The organism is Cytobacillus kochii, assembly GCF_020171845.1.
GTDB classification, from domain to species: Bacteria; Bacillota; Bacilli; order Bacillales; family Cytobacillaceae; genus Cytobacillus; species Cytobacillus kochii.
Map to the genome: position 1 here is coordinate 104,694 of NZ_JAIVAM010000016.1, position 18,701 is coordinate 123,394.

Annotated in this window: 18 protein-coding genes and 1 pseudogene; 16 read left to right on the top strand and 3 right to left on the bottom strand. The window is 36.3% G+C overall.

Annotated features, from left to right (window positions below):
- Positions 1-30 precede the first annotated feature (30 nt).
- Both LCM23_RS22970 and LCM23_RS22975 read left to right on the top strand, forming a co-directional pair.
- Positions 31-389, top strand: a pseudogene (locus LCM23_RS22970) (hypothetical protein).
- Between the two features lie 373 nt (positions 390-762).
- Positions 763-1,215, top strand: a complete 453-nt coding sequence (locus tag LCM23_RS22975) for a helix-turn-helix domain-containing protein (protein ID WP_224938934.1) — start codon at positions 763-765, stop codon at positions 1,213-1,215.
- A gap of 123 nt (positions 1,216-1,338) precedes the next feature.
- On the opposite strand, the gene LCM23_RS22980 is transcribed toward LCM23_RS22975, so the two are convergent.
- Complete coding sequence (locus tag LCM23_RS22980) at positions 1,339-1,701, bottom strand: winged helix-turn-helix transcriptional regulator (RefSeq protein WP_224938913.1); 363 nt, start codon at positions 1,699-1,701, stop codon at positions 1,339-1,341.
- Between the two features lie 201 nt (positions 1,702-1,902).
- Here LCM23_RS22980 and LCM23_RS22985 point away from each other — a divergent pair, with 201 nt between their 5' ends.
- The 8 genes from LCM23_RS22985 to LCM23_RS23020 all read left to right on the top strand — a co-directional run bounded on the left by LCM23_RS22985 (position 1,903) and on the right by LCM23_RS23020 (position 8,964).
- Positions 1,903-3,114 (top strand): MFS transporter, encoded by a 1,212-nt coding sequence (locus tag LCM23_RS22985; protein ID WP_224938914.1) that lies wholly within the window; start codon positions 1,903-1,905, stop codon positions 3,112-3,114.
- Positions 3,114-3,956, top strand: a complete 843-nt coding sequence (locus LCM23_RS22990; RefSeq protein WP_224938935.1) for an aldo/keto reductase — start codon at positions 3,114-3,116, stop codon at positions 3,954-3,956. The genes LCM23_RS22985 and LCM23_RS22990 overlap by 1 nt, the downstream gene beginning before the upstream one ends.
- Positions 3,957-4,191: 235 nt before the next feature.
- Entirely contained in the window at positions 4,192-4,887 is a 696-nt protein-coding gene (locus LCM23_RS22995) for a response regulator transcription factor (RefSeq protein ID WP_224938915.1), read from the top strand.
- Positions 4,888-4,890: 3 nt separating this feature from the next.
- The gene (locus tag LCM23_RS23000) at positions 4,891-5,826 is read left to right on the top strand and encodes a sensor histidine kinase (protein WP_224938916.1); all 936 of its coding nucleotides are present in this window, start codon (positions 4,891-4,893) and stop codon (positions 5,824-5,826) included.
- A 136-nt stretch (positions 5,827-5,962) separates the two neighbouring features.
- Positions 5,963-6,886 carry an ABC transporter ATP-binding protein gene (locus LCM23_RS23005; protein ID WP_224938917.1) on the top strand — a complete coding sequence of 308 codons (924 nt, stop codon included), beginning with the start codon at positions 5,963-5,965 and terminating at the stop codon, positions 6,884-6,886.
- Positions 6,879-7,562 carry an ABC transporter permease gene (locus tag LCM23_RS23010; RefSeq protein WP_224938918.1) on the top strand — a complete coding sequence of 228 codons (684 nt, stop codon included), beginning with the start codon at positions 6,879-6,881 and terminating at the stop codon, positions 7,560-7,562. Before LCM23_RS23005 ends, LCM23_RS23010 begins: the two co-directional genes overlap by 8 nt.
- Positions 7,563-7,726: 164 nt before the next feature.
- Positions 7,727-8,287, top strand: coding sequence for a dihydrofolate reductase family protein (locus tag LCM23_RS23015; RefSeq protein ID WP_224938919.1), 561 nt, complete (start codon positions 7,727-7,729; stop codon positions 8,285-8,287).
- A gap of 188 nt (positions 8,288-8,475) precedes the next feature.
- Positions 8,476-8,964 carry a GNAT family N-acetyltransferase gene (locus LCM23_RS23020; protein ID WP_224938920.1) on the top strand — a complete coding sequence of 163 codons (489 nt, stop codon included), beginning with the start codon at positions 8,476-8,478 and terminating at the stop codon, positions 8,962-8,964.
- Between the two features lie 228 nt (positions 8,965-9,192).
- On the opposite strand, the gene LCM23_RS23025 is transcribed toward LCM23_RS23020, so the two are convergent.
- Entirely contained in the window at positions 9,193-10,053 is an 861-nt protein-coding gene (locus LCM23_RS23025; protein ID WP_224938921.1) for a LysR family transcriptional regulator, read from the bottom strand.
- A 210-nt stretch (positions 10,054-10,263) separates the two neighbouring features.
- On the opposite strand from LCM23_RS23025, the gene LCM23_RS23030 reads away from it, so the two are divergent.
- Both LCM23_RS23030 and tcuA read left to right on the top strand, forming a co-directional pair.
- The gene (locus tag LCM23_RS23030) at positions 10,264-11,286 is read left to right on the top strand and encodes an AbrB family transcriptional regulator (RefSeq protein WP_224938922.1); all 1,023 of its coding nucleotides are present in this window, start codon (positions 10,264-10,266) and stop codon (positions 11,284-11,286) included.
- Positions 11,287-11,384: 98 nt separating this feature from the next.
- The gene (gene tcuA, locus LCM23_RS23035) at positions 11,385-12,869 is read left to right on the top strand and encodes an FAD-dependent tricarballylate dehydrogenase TcuA (protein ID WP_224938923.1); all 1,485 of its coding nucleotides are present in this window, start codon (positions 11,385-11,387) and stop codon (positions 12,867-12,869) included.
- A 542-nt stretch (positions 12,870-13,411) separates the two neighbouring features.
- Here the strand turns inward: tcuA and LCM23_RS23040 are convergent.
- On the bottom strand, positions 13,412-14,011 hold the full coding sequence (locus tag LCM23_RS23040; RefSeq protein WP_224938924.1) for a TetR/AcrR family transcriptional regulator: 600 nt from the start codon (positions 14,009-14,011) through the stop codon (positions 13,412-13,414).
- Positions 14,012-14,302: 291 nt separating this feature from the next.
- Between LCM23_RS23040 and LCM23_RS23045 the strand changes: the two genes are divergently transcribed.
- From LCM23_RS23045 to LCM23_RS23060, 4 genes are all read left to right on the top strand, one after another.
- Complete coding sequence (locus LCM23_RS23045) at positions 14,303-15,184, top strand: ABC transporter ATP-binding protein (protein WP_224938925.1); 882 nt, start codon at positions 14,303-14,305, stop codon at positions 15,182-15,184.
- Between the two features lie 18 nt (positions 15,185-15,202).
- On the top strand, positions 15,203-16,816 hold the full coding sequence (locus tag LCM23_RS23050; protein WP_224938926.1) for an ABC transporter permease: 1,614 nt from the start codon (positions 15,203-15,205) through the stop codon (positions 16,814-16,816).
- Between the two features lie 245 nt (positions 16,817-17,061).
- Complete coding sequence (locus LCM23_RS23055) at positions 17,062-17,934, top strand: AraC family transcriptional regulator (protein ID WP_224938927.1); 873 nt, start codon at positions 17,062-17,064, stop codon at positions 17,932-17,934.
- 358 nt (positions 17,935-18,292) lie between these two features.
- Entirely contained in the window at positions 18,293-18,604 is a 312-nt protein-coding gene (locus tag LCM23_RS23060; protein ID WP_224938928.1) for a hypothetical protein, read from the top strand.
- Positions 18,605-18,701 lie beyond the last annotated feature (97 nt).

An 18,701-nucleotide genomic window follows, 5' to 3' on the forward strand; every position in this document is an offset into this window, starting at 1 on the left:
CTAAATAATAGAAAGTGATGAGAAGTCTACATGGAGTCAATTAACCAAGAAATACAAGAGTTATCCGTTAATCCTTAGAGTCTACATTTAGTAAACTTTCAAATGCTTATAAAAGCATGACTGAAAAGGGGTCCAATACTACTCTTGTAAGAAAGAGACGGGACGCTATAAGAGTCGGTTTAGCTAGCTTAAAGAATATTTGGAACGGTGAAGACTTCTCATATGAAGAAGAAGTTATTCTAACATCTAAAGATATTTTGCAAAGTACTATTCCACCTATTGAAAAACAGATTGCAAAAGCAAAAGATGGTAGTCCTCAAAAAACAGTAAATGAGCGACGATTAATTGCGCTTCAACTGGCGATTGAATCATTGGAGAACCGTCTTTAAAGATGTGGCTTACAACATTAAGGTGCTTTATCATCTGCCCTATTGGTAAATATTAGGTGTAAGATGTTTGTAAAGATAAACTTATATAAAGCTTTGATAGAAACGGTCACTTCCTTTTTTACTTTAGTGGTATAAGGGAATGGCCGTTTTCTTATACTGGAAATTTCCCCACGGGTATCTTCAAATAGAAAACAGCATAATAAGTATAAATGGCAATGGGAAATATAGGTAAAGTGATAGCTGATATAATATAACATGGTAAAATAATTACTCATTTTATCCCGCAACTATTCGTTTACATCGTTGCAACGACACGGTTCTTTACGTTTAGTTAGAGATGCAAATATACTGGAGTTGTTAGGAGATGAAGAAAATGGATTTCCCCCAAAAATTAAAAGAACAACGTTTGAAACATGAAATGTCTCAACAACAGCTCGGTGAATTACTTAAAATTAGTAGACAATCAGTATCAAAATGGGAACGTGGAGAAGGATATCCCAGCATTGAATCTCTCATTCAACTAAGTGAAATTTTTGATATTACCATTGATGAATTATTAAAAGGAGATGATCATTTGAAGGAGAGCATTATTGAAGATGGAAAGCAATTAGCGTATCCCAAGTTAAAGTTGTTTTTTGATCTTCTTCTGCTTGTTGGCTTATTTTTAGTTGTTATCAAAATTCTTATCGCAGTGGGTAATAAATTTTTTGACTTTAATATAACGTTTTTCCAAGGTTCGATTCTTTATGCGTTTCTTCCATTCACTGCTTCAATCATTGGAGCGATTGGGAGTGAAACGTTGGCAAAAAAATATAAAACGGAGTAGGAAAATTTATTTATAAAGAGAAGAAGAAGCTTCAGAGGGGATGCCATTGAAGCTTCTCTGTTATGTTTGGAGTTTAGCCATTACCTTTATGAAAAGTTGTTTTGAGCCCATTTATTACTTAACCTATTCGTTCAATATACTTTCTTCTAATACCGAGAATTTATCCCCATATAGCTTGGTCAAATGGTTCTCTCCCCAGGCACATAATGAATTTAAGATTTCTTCTAAGCTTTGTCCGTATTCGCTGAGTTCGTATTCTACTTTTGGTGGGACTTGATTGTACACGATACGATTGATGACACCATCCTCTTCAAGCTCGCGTAGCTGTTGGGTAAGCATTTTTTGTGTGATATTAGGCATGAGACGCTTTAATTCGCTTGTTCGCTTTTTGCCATGTGTGAGATGACAAAGGATTACACATTTCCACTTTCCTCCGATGACTTCTAAAGTTGCTTCGACAGAAATATTGTATTTCTTCTTCTGCATTCTTGTTTCCCTCCTTAGGAACTAAAAAGTACCTATATTACTTTCTGGTATCTATATCACTTTAAAGTGCGTACTTCTCTTTGTGTTCCATATGTATCATAATAACATTTGCCGGCAGATTGAAACGATACTTTCCTTTAAAATTATTATGTTCGAAAAGGAAATTTTCCATTTATATAAAAGAAAAAAGGTGAAGAATATATGAATTTAAGCAGAAAGCAAAGCACAATGGCCTTGCTTACTTTGGCAGTAAGTGCCTTTGCAATCGGGACGACTGAATTTATCAGTGTTGGTTTATTACCCCTTATTGCAAATGATTTAAGTATTCCGGTAACCACTGCAGGGTTAACGGTTTCTTTATATGCCTTAGGGGTAACATTTGGTGCTCCTGTTTTGACATCTTTGACATCGAGAATGTCCCGCAAGACGTTATTACTTTGGATTATGATTGTTTTTATAATCGGGAATACGCTTGCTGCCTTTTCAACGACTATAGGGTTATTACTCGTTGCACGTGTGATCTCAGCATTTTCCCATGGGGTCTTCATGTCAATCGGATCGACAATCGCTGCTGATTTAGTTCCAGAAAATCGAAGAGCGAGTGCGATTTCCATTATGTTTACGGGTCTGACGGTCGCTACTGTTACAGGTGTTCCGTTTGGCACCTTTATCGGTCAACAATTAGGGTGGAGAGCAGCGTTTATGACGATTGTCATTATTGGTGTTATTGCTTTAATTGCTAATAGTATTCTCGTTCCATCACATTTACGAAAAGGGGTCAAAACATCCTTTCGTGATCAACTGAAACTTGTGAAAAATGGCCGGTTATTGCTCTTATTTATCATTACAGCACTAGGTTATGGTGGAACCTTCGTCGTGTTTACCTTCTTATCGCCATTACTTCAAGATATCACTGGATTTGAAGAAGGAACTGTAGCAATCATTTTATTGGTTTATGGCATAGCGATTGCAATTGGGAATATGATTGGCGGGAAGTTATCGAATCAAAATCCTATCCGCGCATTGTTCTATATGTTTATTGTACAGGCGGTTGTGTTATTTATTTTGATGTTTACAGCACCTTTTAAAGTGGCTGGATTGATAACGATTTTTCTAATGGGATTATTAGCATTTATGAATGTGCCGGGTTTACAAGTCTATGTGGTGATGTTGGCAGAGCGCTTTGTTCCGAGTGCAGTGGATGTCGCATCTGCCATCAATATTGCAGCATTTAATGCTGGTATAGCCATTGGCTCTTATTTAGGTGGTATGATTACGGACTCGATTGGACTGATTCACACATCTTGGATTGGAGCGCTTATGGTTTTAGTGGCAGCCGTTTTAACGGGGTTTAGTAGAGCTTTGGAACGAAAAGATCAAGAAAATAATATCACTTTGGAGGTTGAAAGATGATGGTCAAACATTTACAAGATACTACTACTTTGCATAACGGTGTGAAAATGCCTTGGTTTGGATTAGGTGTTTTTAAAGTGGAAGAAGGTCCTGAATTAGTAAACGCAGTAAAGTCAGCGATTAACCATGGATACCGCAGCGTGGATACAGCAGCAATTTATGAGAATGAAGTAGGTGTAGGTGAAGGTATCCGAGAAGGTATAAGAAATGCAGGGATTTCTAGAGAAGAGCTATTTGTCACTTCTAAAGTTTGGAATGCTGATTTAGGATATGAATCAACAATCGCTGCTTATGAAGCAAGCATAGAGAAGCTTGGTTTAGCGTATTTAGATTTATATTTGATCCATTGGCCGGTTGAAGGGAAATATAAGGATGCTTGGAGAGCTTTAGAAACGCTTTATGTAGAAGGTCGTGTAAAAGCCATTGGAGTGAGTAACTTTCAAACTCATCATCTGGAAGAACTAATGAAGGATGCTGAAATTAAACCGATGGTTAATCAAGTAGAATGCCATCCGAGGATATCTCAAAAAGAGTTACAAGTATTTTGTCAAGACAATGGGATTCAGCTGGAAGCATGGTCACCATTAATGCAAGGACAATTGCTAGATAATAAAGTGTTACAGGAGATCGCGAACAAGCATCATAAGTCTGTTGCGCAAATTATTTTGCGTTGGGATTTACAGAATGGGATTGTCACCATTCCAAAATCAACAAAAGAGCATCGAATTGTAGAAAATGCAAATATGTTTGATTTTGAATTAACGAAAGAAGAGATGCAAATCATTGATGGATTAAATCAGAATCTTCGTGTAGGGCCAGACCCAGACAATTTTGATTTTTAATAAAGAACTTGTAGTGTAGGGATGCATACTTTCCCTACACTTTTTCATGTGTCCTGCATGAGAGAGGTAATCAGCTTTTATCTCGAATTAGTCTGACGAATGAAAATCAGCAGTCTTTTTTTATAGCATCAGTTATATATTATAGAAGGAATTATGCCCCCTTTATAGAAATAAAGGGAGAGTTAAAGGTGATTGATTCATTGCATGGTTAGTACAAAGGATTGGATGTGGAAGTATGCAAAAGCGTATTCTTCTTGTGGAAGACGACAGGGAGATTAGTGAATTGATAACAGATATTTTGAGGCAGGAGAGTTTCGAGGTATTTACCGCATTTGATGGGGAGGAAGCTTTATCCCTTTTCCATAAGGAGGACTTTGACTTAATCTTGTTGGATTTAATGCTTCCGCAGTTAAGTGGTATGGCTGTTTTAAAACGCATCAGAGAAAAGAGTTTAATTCCTGTATTGATTATTTCAGCGAAGAATAGTGACTTAGACAAGGCGTTAGGATTAGGCTTTGGTGCCGATGATTATATAAGCAAACCGATTTCAATGATCGAACTAACAGCGAGGGTCCATGCGGCTATTCGTAGGGCAACGCAATATCGTCCTTCGGGGACTCCAGCTATATCTCATAACATTCATTTTAAGGAACTATCCCTCGATTTACATACCTTTTCTGTACAAATGAAAGATAAGGTTGTGCAGCTTACTTCTAAGGAATTCCATATTTTAAAGCTGTTTATGACCCATCAAAATCGAGTGTTTACAAAGGAACAAATATATCATTTTATTTGGGAAGATGATTATTATGGCAATGAAAATGTAATCAATGTGCATATAAGAAGGCTACGAGAAAAAATAGAAGAGGATCCGTCTCATCCAAAGTATATTCGAACCATTTGGGGAATCGGATATAAATTAGGTGAATAGTCTATGATGGTTACTTTAATTGTTATCATGGCCATTTTAATTGTAATGAATGGATGGCAATATTATTCTCATAAAAAAACAAAGCAACATATAAATGAAATCAGTGATAAGTTAACAAATATCATGGAACAACAGACAGCTGAAAAAGTGTTACTCCAAACAGATCAGGAGGCCATTCAACTTTTACTTATTCAAATCAACCGAATGCTTGATAACAATCAAAAAATATTTGCCGATTACGCCAAAACAAAAGATAGTTTAAGGAAAATGATAGCCAACATGTCACATGATTTGAAAACACCCCTAACGGTTATTTTAGGTTATGTAGAAAAAATAAAGCTGGATAAAAGGATGGCTAAGGACGAAAAAGAAATCGTCATTTTACGCCTGCACGAAAAAGTAATGGGTCTCGTTTCTTTACTTAATCAATCCTTTGATCTTGTTAAACTAGAATCCGATGATTATCTCATGCCGTTGAGTAAGGTTTCACTTAATGAGATATGTAGAAAGAATGTATTAGAGTTTTACGATTTGCTTGTATCAAAAGGATTTCAGGTAGAGATAGACATTCCAGAGCGGAATTTTTACATTCTTGGTAATGAAGAGGCAATTAATCGGGTGCTGAGTAATCTTATCTCGAATGCGATTCGATATGGAAATGATGGGGGCGTTTTAGGTCTCACCCTTCGAGGAGATGGGGAAACCATTGCCGTAGAGGTTTGGGATAAGGGGAAAGGAATTGCAGAGGTACACCAGGATCGGGTGTTTGAACGACTATATACATTAGATGATGCTAGAAACCCTCAATTTCAAGGCAGTGGATTAGGTTTAAGTATTTCGAAACGCTTAACAGAAGCAATGAATGGCACGCTGCACGTGAGTAGCCAACCATTTGAGAAGACGACTTTTACTTGCAGGTTTAAACAAATGACATATTAAGACTTCGCGAAAAGGGGTGTTCTGTTGGAACGGCTCTTTTTTTATTCAAACGTAAGAAACATGTAAGAAATGAGAAAGAAAAAAGATACTTTCTTTGCTTAAGCTATAAGTAACAATCATAAAGGAGGTTAAGACAATGGATTACGTCGTGCAAACCAATGGCTTAACGAAAAAGGTCAAAGATAAGGTGCTTGTATCTAATGTAAATCTTCATATTAAAAAAGGAGAAATATACGGATTTCTCGGACAAAATGGGGCTGGGAAAACGACGATCATGAAAATGCTCACGGGATTAATTCATCCTTCTTCAGGAGAGATTGCGTTATTTGGTGAAAGGCTTACAGAAAATAAGAAGTCTGGGTTGAAGCGTGTGGGTAGTATTATTGAATATCCGCTCTTTTATGAGCATTTAACAGCGAGAGAGAATCTACAGCTTCACTGTGAATATTTAGGATTTTATGATCAAAAAGCCATTACGCAAGCTTTAGATATGGTTCATTTAAAAGGAATTGAAGGGAAAAAAGTGAAGGATTTTTCCCTTGGGATGAAGCAGAGATTGGGGATTGGCAGAGCCATTATAACAAAGCCGGAACTGATTGTTCTCGATGAACCGACCAATGGTCTTGATCCCATTGGTATAAAAGATATGAGAGATTTAATTCGCATGTTAAATAAAGAATATGGCATGACTTTTCTCCTTTCTAGTCATATTTTAGGGGAAATGGAACAGGTTGTTGATAGAATCGGTGTGATTAGGGATGGTCAATTAGTGAATGAAGTCACTTTGGCTGATATTAGGAAGCAGCAAACGGAATACATTGAGATTGTGACATCGAATGTAGAAAAATCAGTGTATTTACTAGAGTACGAACTCCGTATTTCTAATATGAAGATTGTAGAAGACAATAGAATTCGCATATATGATTTAACCTTGTCCCCAAGTGAGATTTCTAAGGCGTTAATTCTTCATCAGATTGATATAGAAGAGATACAAAAACATACAAGTACACTGGAAGATTATTTCTATCAAATTATCCATGGAGGTGAACAGCATGTTTAAATTAATGGAGTTGGAGTGGAGGAAACTAAAGCAAAAAATGGTGATGGGTGAGATCATTATTTATGCGGGTATTCTTATGTTTATGCCGATTTTTTTTATTAAAATGGTAAGCGCTGATTTCGGGCAAAGTTATGCGACAATTATTCAACTGATTTTGGCCATACAAATGGGTTGGGTCCTATTTGGGGCTTCTCTTATTAATCAGGTGGTTATAGATGAGTATAAGAACAAAACGTTCTCTCTTTCATTTGGCTATCCAATTAGTCGGAAAAAGTTAATTATCGCAAAAGTGCTCTTTATCTCACTCGTTGTTTTTCTCTGTACACTCGTATCCTTTCTGTTGTCAGGTATCGTCACGTATCTTCTTGATCATCTGTTCTATATCATTAATGGGCAACCAACCGTTGCAGATATTACTTCATTTGCTAGTAAGATGATCATTCATTCTTTTTTCATTACACTGATTAGTTTCATTCCCCTCTTTTTCTTTGGGATTTGGAAAAGAGCAACGATACCAACCGTCATTTGTGCCATGTTCCTCATGCAATTTCAAAACTTTTCTTCCCTTCTTAATATAAATCTCAATTCTGATCTTGTGAACGCAGGTCTTTGTCTTTTGGGAGCGGTTAGTGTGTTTCTTTCAATTAAGATGGTTGATAGAGTGGGGGATGTTTAGTACTAAGTTGATATTAGAGAGGGGATGGGAGATACAGTTTTAAGTACCATGGATTCATTTCTTAAGAAACTAAAAATCAATTCTTATGAAGGTAAACGTAGCCCTAATTTTGCATAGCCATAAAAGAGTACGATATAGCTTGTATAAAAAAGGAGGACAAAGGAATGGCAGAATTGATTTATCATGTGGCAATTACGGCAGACGGATATATTGCAGATCCAAACGATATAGCAGATGACAGCATTTTTCTTTATGAAGGCGACCATGGTCCGGATTTTTTAGCTGATATTAAAGGATACGGTATTGCTTTAATGGGCGGGAAGACATACGAAGTCGGATTAAAAGATGGAGTGAAGCCAGGTGAACCATGGCCTCTTGCAAAGTTTGCCAATCCCGACCTTAAGCACTATGTTTTCTCGAGTAAAATGGAAATGGAGTCAAATGAGGAAGTGAAGTTTGTAAAAGAAAATACAATTGAGTTTGTCAAACATTTAAAAAAGACAGCGAATGAGAGAATTTGGCTTTGTGGCGGTGGTGAACTGGCTCATTCACTGCTTTACCATGAATTAATTGACACTCTTATACTTAAAGTGAATCCCGTCATGATAGGAGAAGGTATTTCACTTTTTGGTTCGAGCAAAAAACAAATCCAACTAGAACTAATTGACCTTAAAAAATATAATAATGGGGTTTTATTGCCTAAATACAGAATTATATACAAGTAAAGTAGTTTTTTGTGTAACCACGTATTTTTCATTACAAACACCATTAAAAGAATACCAAGCAAAACAACTTAATAGAGCTTACTACAATAAGATGTAGCAAGGCTCTTACATTTTTATATAAATGAAATAACCTTTATATAATTAATGTTAATGGAGATGTTAGATAGATTAAAGGAGGAGCTTATATAATGCCTGTGGCGCTTAGAGAAGTATTAAAATCAGAAAAGAATATTTTAAAAAACCTTTACTCCCTGTACCTTCATGACCTTACAAGATACACATCAACACTGGATATTGGGCCAGACGGTATCTTTGAATACGAGGGGTTTGATCAGTTTTGGGAAGTAGATGGGCTATCCCCATATTTCATCTTGATAGAAGAGCGTATTATAGGGTTTATCCTCTTATTAGAGCGTCCGTTTCTAAGAAAAGAGTATGATTTTGCAGTGAATGATATTTTCTTGCTTAATAAATACAGAGGGAAAGGAAATAGTACGCAGGCTATTAAAGAGATATTTCATAAGAAACAAGGAAAGTATTACGTCATTGAACTGATTGAAAATAGAACTGCAGTATCTTTTTGGAGAAAAATATATAAAAATTTCAATATTCCATACGAAGAAAAGCAAGATATAATTGACGATGAACTATGCTTGATTCAAACATTTAAAGTATAAATCTTAAGGTACAACATTTTGAAAGCGAAAGATCAAACCATACAGCAGACGATAGCATTTTTCTTTAGGAAGGCGACTACGATCCTGAATTTTTATCTGACGTTAAAGAATGTGAATTCAGGGCAAAAGTAAATCAGGTTTTTAGTGGTCAAAAAAAGATTTTAATAGTATATATCAGACGCTTTAAAGACGAGCCAAACGCTAACGCTTGGCTCCCTCCTCAGCTATTTACACATTATAATGACTCTTTAAAAAATCTATAAATAATTTAACATGACGTAAGTTTTCGACGAATGGGTTATAGAAAAGACTGGTTTCTCGGTAATAGATGTCTTCTCCAAACTCATTCAGTGAAATGGTATATAATTCTTCTCCTTCAATACTCATGCCGGGTAGTACGGCAATACCAACGTTATACTTTACCATTTCTTTGCAAGTTGCGGCTTGATCTGTTTCGATGCTAGGATGGATCGGTTGTTGAAAGTTGGTGCGCCACCATTTATCAATCAAGAGACTTAAGGGTGGATCGGTTTTATATGTGATAAATGGGAGGTGAGGAATATCTTCTTTTTGAAACGGATTTTTTGATACGACAAATAATTCTTCATTACATAGTGTATATTTCTGGGCATTCAGTGAGTAATTACCACGTATGATGGCTAAGTGAATATCTTCTGCATTGAGTGCTTCTTTCATCTCGCTGCTCCACCCTGTTTTCAGTTGTATGTGTATATTAGGGTAAAGTTCTTTAAAAGCGTTCAATATTTTGGGGAGATGGTATAGCGAGAACAAACCAGAAGCGCCGATTGCAATGGTTCCCCTTATTTCTACAGCTAGATTAGCTAATTGATCTACGAGTAATCTTTCGTTATGTAAGGTTTGTTCTGCATGTTCATAAAGAATCCGTCCCTCATCTGTAAAGTCAACTCCTTTTGACCCTCTTACAATCAACTCTATTTCATATTTCTTTTCGAGCTGTTTAATACGGTAGGTGAGAGCAGGTTGCGATGTATATAAATTATTAGCAGTGTGTGTAATATTCTTCGTCTTGTACAAATCAATTAATAGGTGGCAATCATTAAGGTTCATAGCAATTTCCTTCCGCATTGATATAAAAATTTTTTATCGGTGTCGCTGAAATTAATTTATTTTATTCATTGGAATATATCATATATTCTGTAAAAGGAAAAATAAATTTGAATCTGGGGAGTTTTTTCTTTGTTTTTTTACGGCTGTTGTTTTTGATATAGTAGGCGTAATTACTGGAGGTATGAGTGCTTAATCTTAGGAGGGGATTTAATGCGCGCAATTCTTCCTATTGCCACAGTGGTGATTGTAGCCATTGTTGGAGTAGGTATCTTTCAATTACTCTCCTTTCCTATGCCATGGATGTTAGGTTCGTTATTTGGGGTATTGCTCACACAACTGATATGGAAAATACCTATGAAGTGGCCCGTTATGATGCGAAATATTGGGCTACTTATAGTAGGGACAGCAATTGGTCAACTTTTTACTTTTCATATATTGGTCTCGATGAAAGATACTTTACTTTTTATGCTCATGCTCAATATTTCTTTGAGTGTATGTTGCTTTGGATTAGCCTATCTCTTAAAAATATGGGCGCATATACCATTTGCGACAGCGATAACAGCTAGTATTCCCGGTGGGTTATCTCAATTAGTTATTTTTGCAGAGGAACAAGAGAATATTAACGTTGCTATAGTAACGTTTTTTCATGTCATTCGTGTTCTGTTTGTTGTTGGGCTTATTCCGATTGTTGTTTCCCTAACTGGAGAGGCGTCGGAATCAGTCATACAAAGTTCAAATAATGTTCTGCATAATATCGGTCTAATCCTATTGGGACTTCTGTTTTTGCCGATTGGGAAAAAATTAAGATTGCCGGTGCCACATTTTTTAACGCCTGTCCTTATGGGCTTACTATTAAGTCTATTTAAAGTAGATTTAGCCCCAATGGATAGTCACCTGTTGCATATAGCACAGCTTTGTATTGGCGCGTACATTGGATTACTTTTACATCCGAAATCTTTACGATTACCCGTCCGCATATTAATAGGAGGGATTAGTAGTGCAATATTACTGTTAATCATCACCTTTATAATTGCAGAGGGAATGGTTTTATTATTTGACATGGATTTTGCCACCAGCTATTTAAGTACAGCTCCAGGTGGAATGGATCAAATGGGACTCATCGCTACCGCATTACAAGCAGATGCTACACAGGTAACGATTTTTCAATTATTCCGCATGCTATTCATTTATGTCGTTATTCTACCTGTATTAAAGTGGAAGATATTCAAGTGATAAAAAATTTTTATGGATATGTTTAAAAATTATGTATTTTATTTATTTCTAATCATTTCTTATAGTTAATCTATCAACAAATAAAGGGGATATGTTTGGTGGCTAAATATGACGTAGTAATTGTTGGGGCGGGAAATGCGGCCTTATGTGCAGCGATATCTGCAAAAGAGCAAGGGAGTTCGGTACTTGTATTAGAGAAAGGACCAATTGAAAAACGTGGTGGTAATTCATTCTTTACTGACGGCGCCATTCGTGTAGCTTATCAAAACTTAGATGCCATTACGAAAGTGATTGATTTAGATCAGGACACGATTAATAAAATTGATATGCCTGAATACAGCACAGAAGATTTCTATAATGATATTATGAGAGTTTCAAAAAATCAAAGTAAACCTGAGTTGATACGTCAATTAGTTGATCAATCCTTACCAACGATTGAGTGGATGAAAACACAAGGTGTCGTATTTGAGTTGAACTATGCGAACCAATCTTTTGAAAAAGAAGGAAAGGTTCATTTCTGGGGCGGTTTACCAGTTAAAACCGTTGATAAAGGGATCGGCTTAATGCGCAGTTTATTTCAACGTTGTGAAGAGTTGGGAATTGACGTTTGGTATGAAAGTGCAGCCACGAACATTGTCACAGAAAATGAGACAGTGGTGGCGATTGAAGTGCAAACAAAAGAGCAACTGCAAACGATTCAATGTGAAAGTGTTGTTTTAGCATGTGGAAGTATAGAAGCGGACAAAAAGAAGCGTGTGGAAGCGTTAGGAATGGAGTGGAACGAAGCAATCGTTAGAGGGACTGAGTTTAACACGGGTGATGGTATTGATATGGCGGTATCAATCGGTGCGCAAACGTTTGGTCAAAGGAATGGTTGTCATGCCATTGGAACAGATGCCAATGCACCAAGAGTAGGCGATTTCCAAAAACCAGGTGATATTTTCAAAAAGCATTCTTACCCATATAGCGTGATGGTCAATGTGGAAGGCAAACGTTTTGTAGACGAGGGAGCTGATTTTCGTAACTACACCTATGCAAAATATGGTAAAGAAATATTAAAGCAACCGAAAAATATAGCCTACCAAATTTATGATGCTAAAGTTCGCCCAATCTTACGTGCGGAGTATGATTTAGAAGAAGCGACCGTCATTGAAGCAGCTACACTTGAAGTGCTTGCAGATCAATTAGATATAAATAAAGAACAGTTCCTACAAACCATTTCTGACTATAATGCAGCGGTTCAAGAAGGTGAATTCAATCCTTCAGAAAAGGACGGTAAATCGACAAAAGGCATTACCCCAGCCAAATCTAACTGGGCACAAACCATAAGTGAAGGCCCATTCTATGCCTATCCTGTGACATGCGGAATTACTTTCTCATTTTGGGGATTAGCGACAACAATCGAAGGGGAAGTAGTCAATCAAGTAAATGAACCAATCGAAGGCTTATATGCTGCTGGAGAAATGATTGGTGGTATCTTCTATGAGAATTATCCCGGGGGCTCAGGCTTGATGTCCGGCGCGGTCTTTGGCAAATTAGCTGGTGCAGCGGCTTCACGCCATGCACAAAAAGTTAATAATTGATTCTATCTTTCAGGCGACTCCCATCTTCAAAAGGTGGGAGTCGTCTGATTAATTATGGATAGAGATGATTGGATAGTAGATTGCTAAATTAGTAAGGATTACGCTTGGTATTCTAATACATAAAAGGAAGAAGGCATTACCACGCCGTTCTTATTTTAATAAAATCGACTTGACTTCATAGATAGTGTCAATAACTCCGCTAAATCTCAGTTTGCCAAATTCTCTTCTTGTGTCAGACGGCTCATCCTTCTCACGCATGGCAACATAATTAGTTTGAAAGCAATGCATTTTGCCTGTTCATCATTTGCTAATAGGGTTTTATAAAAAATATTTAGAAACCATTGCGATGACAGCACTGACTTTGAAGAGCAATGAACTATTAATCAAAAATCTACCTTTTATGGGTTAGCCGAGATAGTTAAGCTCATGATGAATGATCTTTTGGTTTTTGGAACTTAAGTATAAATGATTCGATTGAATACCCCATCTTCTTCAATGTCCGTCTAGCTGTTGGGTAAGCACTTTTATGTTTATGCTTGTCCCTAATTACTCTCTTTTGGTGCTATTCCCTTAATGAGCATCTCTGTCCATTCTTCTGTATAAGGCAGGAGTTTTTCATATATATGTGAATGGGAAATTCCTTCTACAATCGCTTGGAAATATAACAATAGAAATTCATCTGAATATTTTAAGTCAACTTTTCCTTCCTTACGGCCACGGTGGAATAAGTCTAACATGACATTATAATTTTCCTGTGTATATTTTTGCATTAACACAGTCGAACCATCTTCATCCTTTTGGGTTAGATATTCCATCATTTTTAAATAGAATGAGTGGTTAATTTTATTTAAAAAGCTGATTTTATTTTGACTCAAGGCAATTAATGTTTCATCAAACGGTTTATTTTTATCCATAATTTCATTCGCCATTGTTACCATATTTTCTAAATAGTACTTAAAAACTTCGTGTATGAGGTTTTCTTTATTACTAAAATATTTAAATAAGGTGGCTTTAGAAACGTTGGCATGCTTAGCGATATTCTCCATTGTTATATTTCCATCCGCATATTTATTCATAAGCTCAAAAGCTACTTCTAATATTTTCTTCTTCTTCTCTTCTGTTCTCTTTTCAAAACCATTCAATTGCATGACCCACTTTCTATAAAACGTCTTCCTGAAAATATTTCCAATCGAGAATATAATCTTTTCTATATTATATATATGTAATTATGGACTAGCAAATTAGAAAAAGTATTTATTTTATTGATTAAACCAAATTATATAGGTAATATTGAACTTAATATTGTTATATAGTTTAAAATATAGTGTTAAATGAATGAAAATGAACTATAATTAAACTAATTGTTTAGAGTTGTTTTCTTTGATCGGAATCCAGTTAAAAATGTAATTATGAAGAGAAGGAGTGTCAAAACTATGACAGAGGTTGTGAATTTACAAGGATTGCAGAAAAAGTTTGGTAAATTTCAAGCGTTAAAAGATGTGACCTTCTCTATTGAGACTGGAGAGGTTGTTGGTTTTATTGGACCCAATGGTGCTGGTAAATCAACAACGATCCGTACTTTGTTGGGAATTATTAAACGTGATGCGGGGCAAGCCAAGATTTTTGGTAAAGATGTTTGGCAAGACAGCTTGGAAATCCATAAACGCATTTCATATGTTCCTGGTGATGTCGCACTTTGGGGAAGTCTGACGGGTGGAGAAATCATTGACTTGTTCTTGAAATTACATGGTGGCGGAGATAAGGAAAAGCGAGATGAGCTCATTAAACGCTTTGAATTAGATCCGAAGAAAAAAGCAAAAAGTTATTCTAAAGGAAATCGGCAAAAGGTTGGTTTAATCGCTGCATTGTCTGTTGATTCCGATTTGTATATTTTTGATGAACCTACTTCTGGATTGGATCCTTTGATGGAAGCTGTTTTTCAGGAAGAAGTAGAGAAAATAAAAGCTTCAGGTAAGTCTATCTTGTTGTCTTCCCATATTTTAAGTGAGGTAGAACGATTGGCAGATAGGGTTGTTATCATTCGTCAGGGAGAAATTGTAGAGTCTGGTAGATTGGATGATTTAAGGCACTTAACGCGTTCTACGATAACATTATCCACAGTGGGTGATGTGGCAAAAATGGAACTCATTGAAGGCGTACATGACTTCACTCACAATGATAATGAAGCTACATTTTCAGCTGATAATAAATATATAAATGACATCTTACTAGAAGCGACGAAATTAGGGGTTAAAAAGTTTGAAGCTGTCCCGCCGACACTTGAAGATATATTTATGCGTCACTACGAGGGATAATAGGAGGTGTAATAACTAATGAAAGAAAAGTTTGCACGTTGGGATATATTGTTTGTACAGTATCTGAAACGTGATTGGAAAAAAATAATTCTTTGGATATTGGGTATGGGCCTATTTTCTGGAGGCTTCGTTTCTTCATTTGAAGAAATAGCAAAAGGGCAAGGTTTGATAGGCATGTTTGAAACGTTGCAAAATCCGGCTATGATAGCTATGGTTGGTCCTACGCCAGTTGAGATAGCAGCCGAGTATACATTAGGTGCAATGTATGCACATGAGATGTTGTTGTTTTGTGGTTTATTTGCAATGATTATAGCTGTTATACATGTGGTAGGCCATACACGAAAGGAAGAAGACCTTGGATTGACTGAGCTTATTCGCTCATTTCAAATAGGTCGTCAATCAAACTCATTTGCTGTGATGGTAGAAATAGTTGTTATTCAAATGTTATTGACCATTTTTATTAGCGCCATACTGATGAGTTTTGGAGCAGATACAATTACGCTAGAAGGTGCTTTTTTATTTGGAGCATCTGTTGGAATGGCGGGTGTGATTGGTGGAGTAATCGGCCTTGTCATGGCTCAAATTATGCCGACTTCTTCGAGTGCGACAGGTTCAGCTCTAGGGATAATTGGCTTACTTTACATCATTCGTGCAGGAACAGATATGTCCAATATGGATTTATCCCAGTTCAATCCGCTAAGTTGGACCTATTTAACCTTTCCGTTTACAGATAATAACTGGATGCCATTTGCATTTGTTTTTATTTTTTCTGTAGTTATGATAGTTATCGCTTTTACTCTTGAAGGCGGTCGAGATTTGGGTTCAGGTTATTTACCTGAGAGAGAAGGAAGGGAAAGGGCGAAAAAATCTTTGCTTTCTGTCCGTGGGTTATTTATTAAGATTAATAAAGGTGTCATGATTGGCTGGATGATTGGTTTTGTGGTTATGGGAGCAGCTTATGGTTCGATTTATGGAGATATGCAATCATTCCTTGAGAGTAATGAAATGATGAAGCAAATGTTTGCCCAAACAGGTGTGTCAATCGAAAAATCCTTTACAGGAACAATTATGATGGTGATGATTGCTTTAGTTTCTATATTACCGATTGCCATCGTCAATAAACTTTTTGTTGAGGAAAGTCGTTTGCATTTAAGTCAGCTTTACGCCACGAAAGTTACCCGTGGTCAATTCTATTGGACTACGATCGGATTAGCTATTGTTACTGGATTAATAGGAATCCTTTTTGCTGCAGGGGCACTTGGAGGCACAGCTATATCTGTAATGGATGACAGTGCCGTATTAGGTATGGGTCATTTCCTTGCATCAGGTTATAATTTTCTGCCATCGGTGTTATTCTTTACAGGGCTTGCTGCTTTAGCACTAGGATGGGCACCTAGGCTAGGTAAAGCCGTATATATTTATTTGGGCTATTCGTTTATATTAAATTATTTCGGCAGTATGTTAGACTTGCCAAAGTGGGTTTCAAAAACAGCGGTACAAGGTTGGTTGCCGCAAATGCCAATGGATCATTTTGAAGCGCCGATTTTTATTATAATAACTGTCATTAGTGTGGCTCTAATGTTCATTGGCTTTATTGGCTATAAAAGGCGAGATTTTGTCGAAGGCGCTTAAACGGTATAAATAATGTATTGTTGTTGGTCTCGAGCAGGGAGACTTACAAGTGAATAGAACCTTTTCTTAATTAGCAATATAAGTGTGTACTTTTTACTCAATTAGATATTTAAATCGAAAGATAATGAAATCGTGCAAGCTTTCCTGTTTTATTTGAATTTGAATCCGATGATATCCGTATCTTGTTCATCGGGTTTTATTTGTGTGTTAGGGATTAAAATAAACCTATGAAGGGAGAGATAGACTTGCTAAAGAGTATGAATGAAGCCATGGATTATATTGAATTGCATTTGTATGACGAGGTTGAAGAATCGGAATTGGAGCGCATTACAGGTACGTCTGTTTATCATTTTCGCCGAATGTTTTCATTCCTCTCTGGCATGACTTTAGGGGAGTATATTCGCAGTAGAAAATTATCTAATGCTACATTTGATTTGCTGAATGAGGGAATGAGCGTGACTGACGCAGCATTTAAGTGTGGGTATGAATCAGTTGATGGCTTTTCTCGCGCATTTCGAGAATGGTCAGGAATCAAACCATCAGAGGTTAAAAAGAAAAATAACCTTAAAGCATTTCCTAAGCTCTCCTTTCAATTAGTATTGCAAGGAGGAATAAATATGGATTACAGAATCGAGAAAAAAGAAGCCTTTAAGATAGTCGGTGTTCAAAAGAGAGTACCTATTCAATTTAATGGAGAAAATCAAGAAATAATAAAATTAGCAAAAAGCATTACACCAGAACAAAGAAAAGCATTGCATAGCTATGGGGATATGGAGCCTTATCAAGTCGTGAACGCTTCATATAATTTGGATGACGGTTGTATGGATGAAAAGGGGAGTCTCGATCATATGATTGGATTCTTGACAAAAAAAGAAGTCACCGCTAATGAATTTACGGTAGTAGATGTGCCAGCTCTTACTTGGGCCATTTTCTCTTCTAAAGGAGCATTTCCAACAGTCATGCAAGAAACTTGGGCGAAATTTGCCTCTGAATGGCTTCCTTCGTCAGATTATGAATTAGTAAATGCGCCCAATATTTCATTTACTGGAGATATGACGGACTTAAATAATGTGTATAGTGAGATTTGGTTTGCGGTGAAAAGGAAAGGTGAAAAATAATAAAGGTAAAAATCAATAAATACGAATGATTGTGACCACAGTTTAGATTGTTGCTGTGGTTCTTTTTTGCTTTTATACGGTTGAATCTTCGACGCTTATAAAAGTATATATTTGTAAAAAAATAATGGTTGGTATAATTTATAGTAAATGACCGTAAATTCGAAATCCTGGATAATAAAAAGTTCTTTAGAAATGAGCAACATAAAGTCGAGAACCGTAGCTAATAATGGAGATCTAGGAAATATAAGCAACGTAAACCCATAAATTACGCGAATGAGCTAATTCCGGAAATTTATATTCCGCAAAGAGCGTTCACAGTCAATCACATACAAATCATAAAGAGAGGATGTATTCATTAATGAAAAAGTTTCTCCTGAATTTTATAAGTATTATTTCTTTTTCTCCCTTTATTACACAAGTCACACAAGAGGATGTTACATATAACATGCGGAAATTAAAGGAGTATAATTGGTTTAATGCTTATTTGCAGAATGAGATATATCAGCACCTCATTACCCATAATGAACGAGTACGGAATTTGATTGGTGGTTTTAACACAAGGAGATTTAATCATCGTCCTTATCAAAAGAAGATGGATAAGAAGTTAAACGCTGTGTTATTGAATGAGGAAATCCGAACGAATGTATATGATATGCTCCCCTCTAGGTAGACAGATAAAAAAATAAAATCTGGCTACTAAAAGGGGAGTATATTTATGTCTAAAAGAGCTCATCCACTCGAAGTTAGGATAGAAGTAATAAATACAT

Coding starts and splice junctions, on each gene's coding strand:
- LCM23_RS22975 (WP_224938934.1), top strand. CDS start 763: ATGGATTTCCCCCAAAAATTAAAAGAACAACGTTTGAAACATGAAATG.
- LCM23_RS22980 (WP_224938913.1), bottom strand. CDS start 1,701: ATGCAGAAGAAGAAATACAATATTTCTGTCGAAGCAACTTTAGAAGTC.
- LCM23_RS22985 (WP_224938914.1), top strand. CDS start 1,903: ATGAATTTAAGCAGAAAGCAAAGCACAATGGCCTTGCTTACTTTGGCA.
- LCM23_RS22990 (WP_224938935.1), top strand. CDS start 3,114: ATGGTCAAACATTTACAAGATACTACTACTTTGCATAACGGTGTGAAA.
- LCM23_RS22995 (WP_224938915.1), top strand. CDS start 4,192: ATGCAAAAGCGTATTCTTCTTGTGGAAGACGACAGGGAGATTAGTGAA.
- LCM23_RS23000 (WP_224938916.1), top strand. CDS start 4,891: ATGATGGTTACTTTAATTGTTATCATGGCCATTTTAATTGTAATGAAT.
- LCM23_RS23005 (WP_224938917.1), top strand. CDS start 5,963: ATGGATTACGTCGTGCAAACCAATGGCTTAACGAAAAAGGTCAAAGAT.
- LCM23_RS23010 (WP_224938918.1), top strand. CDS start 6,879: ATGTTTAAATTAATGGAGTTGGAGTGGAGGAAACTAAAGCAAAAAATG.
- LCM23_RS23015 (WP_224938919.1), top strand. CDS start 7,727: ATGGCAGAATTGATTTATCATGTGGCAATTACGGCAGACGGATATATT.
- LCM23_RS23020 (WP_224938920.1), top strand. CDS start 8,476: ATGCCTGTGGCGCTTAGAGAAGTATTAAAATCAGAAAAGAATATTTTA.
- LCM23_RS23025 (WP_224938921.1), bottom strand. CDS start 10,053: ATGAACCTTAATGATTGCCACCTATTAATTGATTTGTACAAGACGAAG.
- LCM23_RS23030 (WP_224938922.1), top strand. CDS start 10,264: ATGCGCGCAATTCTTCCTATTGCCACAGTGGTGATTGTAGCCATTGTT.
- LCM23_RS23045 (WP_224938925.1), top strand. CDS start 14,303: ATGACAGAGGTTGTGAATTTACAAGGATTGCAGAAAAAGTTTGGTAAA.
- LCM23_RS23050 (WP_224938926.1), top strand. CDS start 15,203: ATGAAAGAAAAGTTTGCACGTTGGGATATATTGTTTGTACAGTATCTG.
- LCM23_RS23060 (WP_224938928.1), top strand. CDS start 18,293: ATGAAAAAGTTTCTCCTGAATTTTATAAGTATTATTTCTTTTTCTCCC.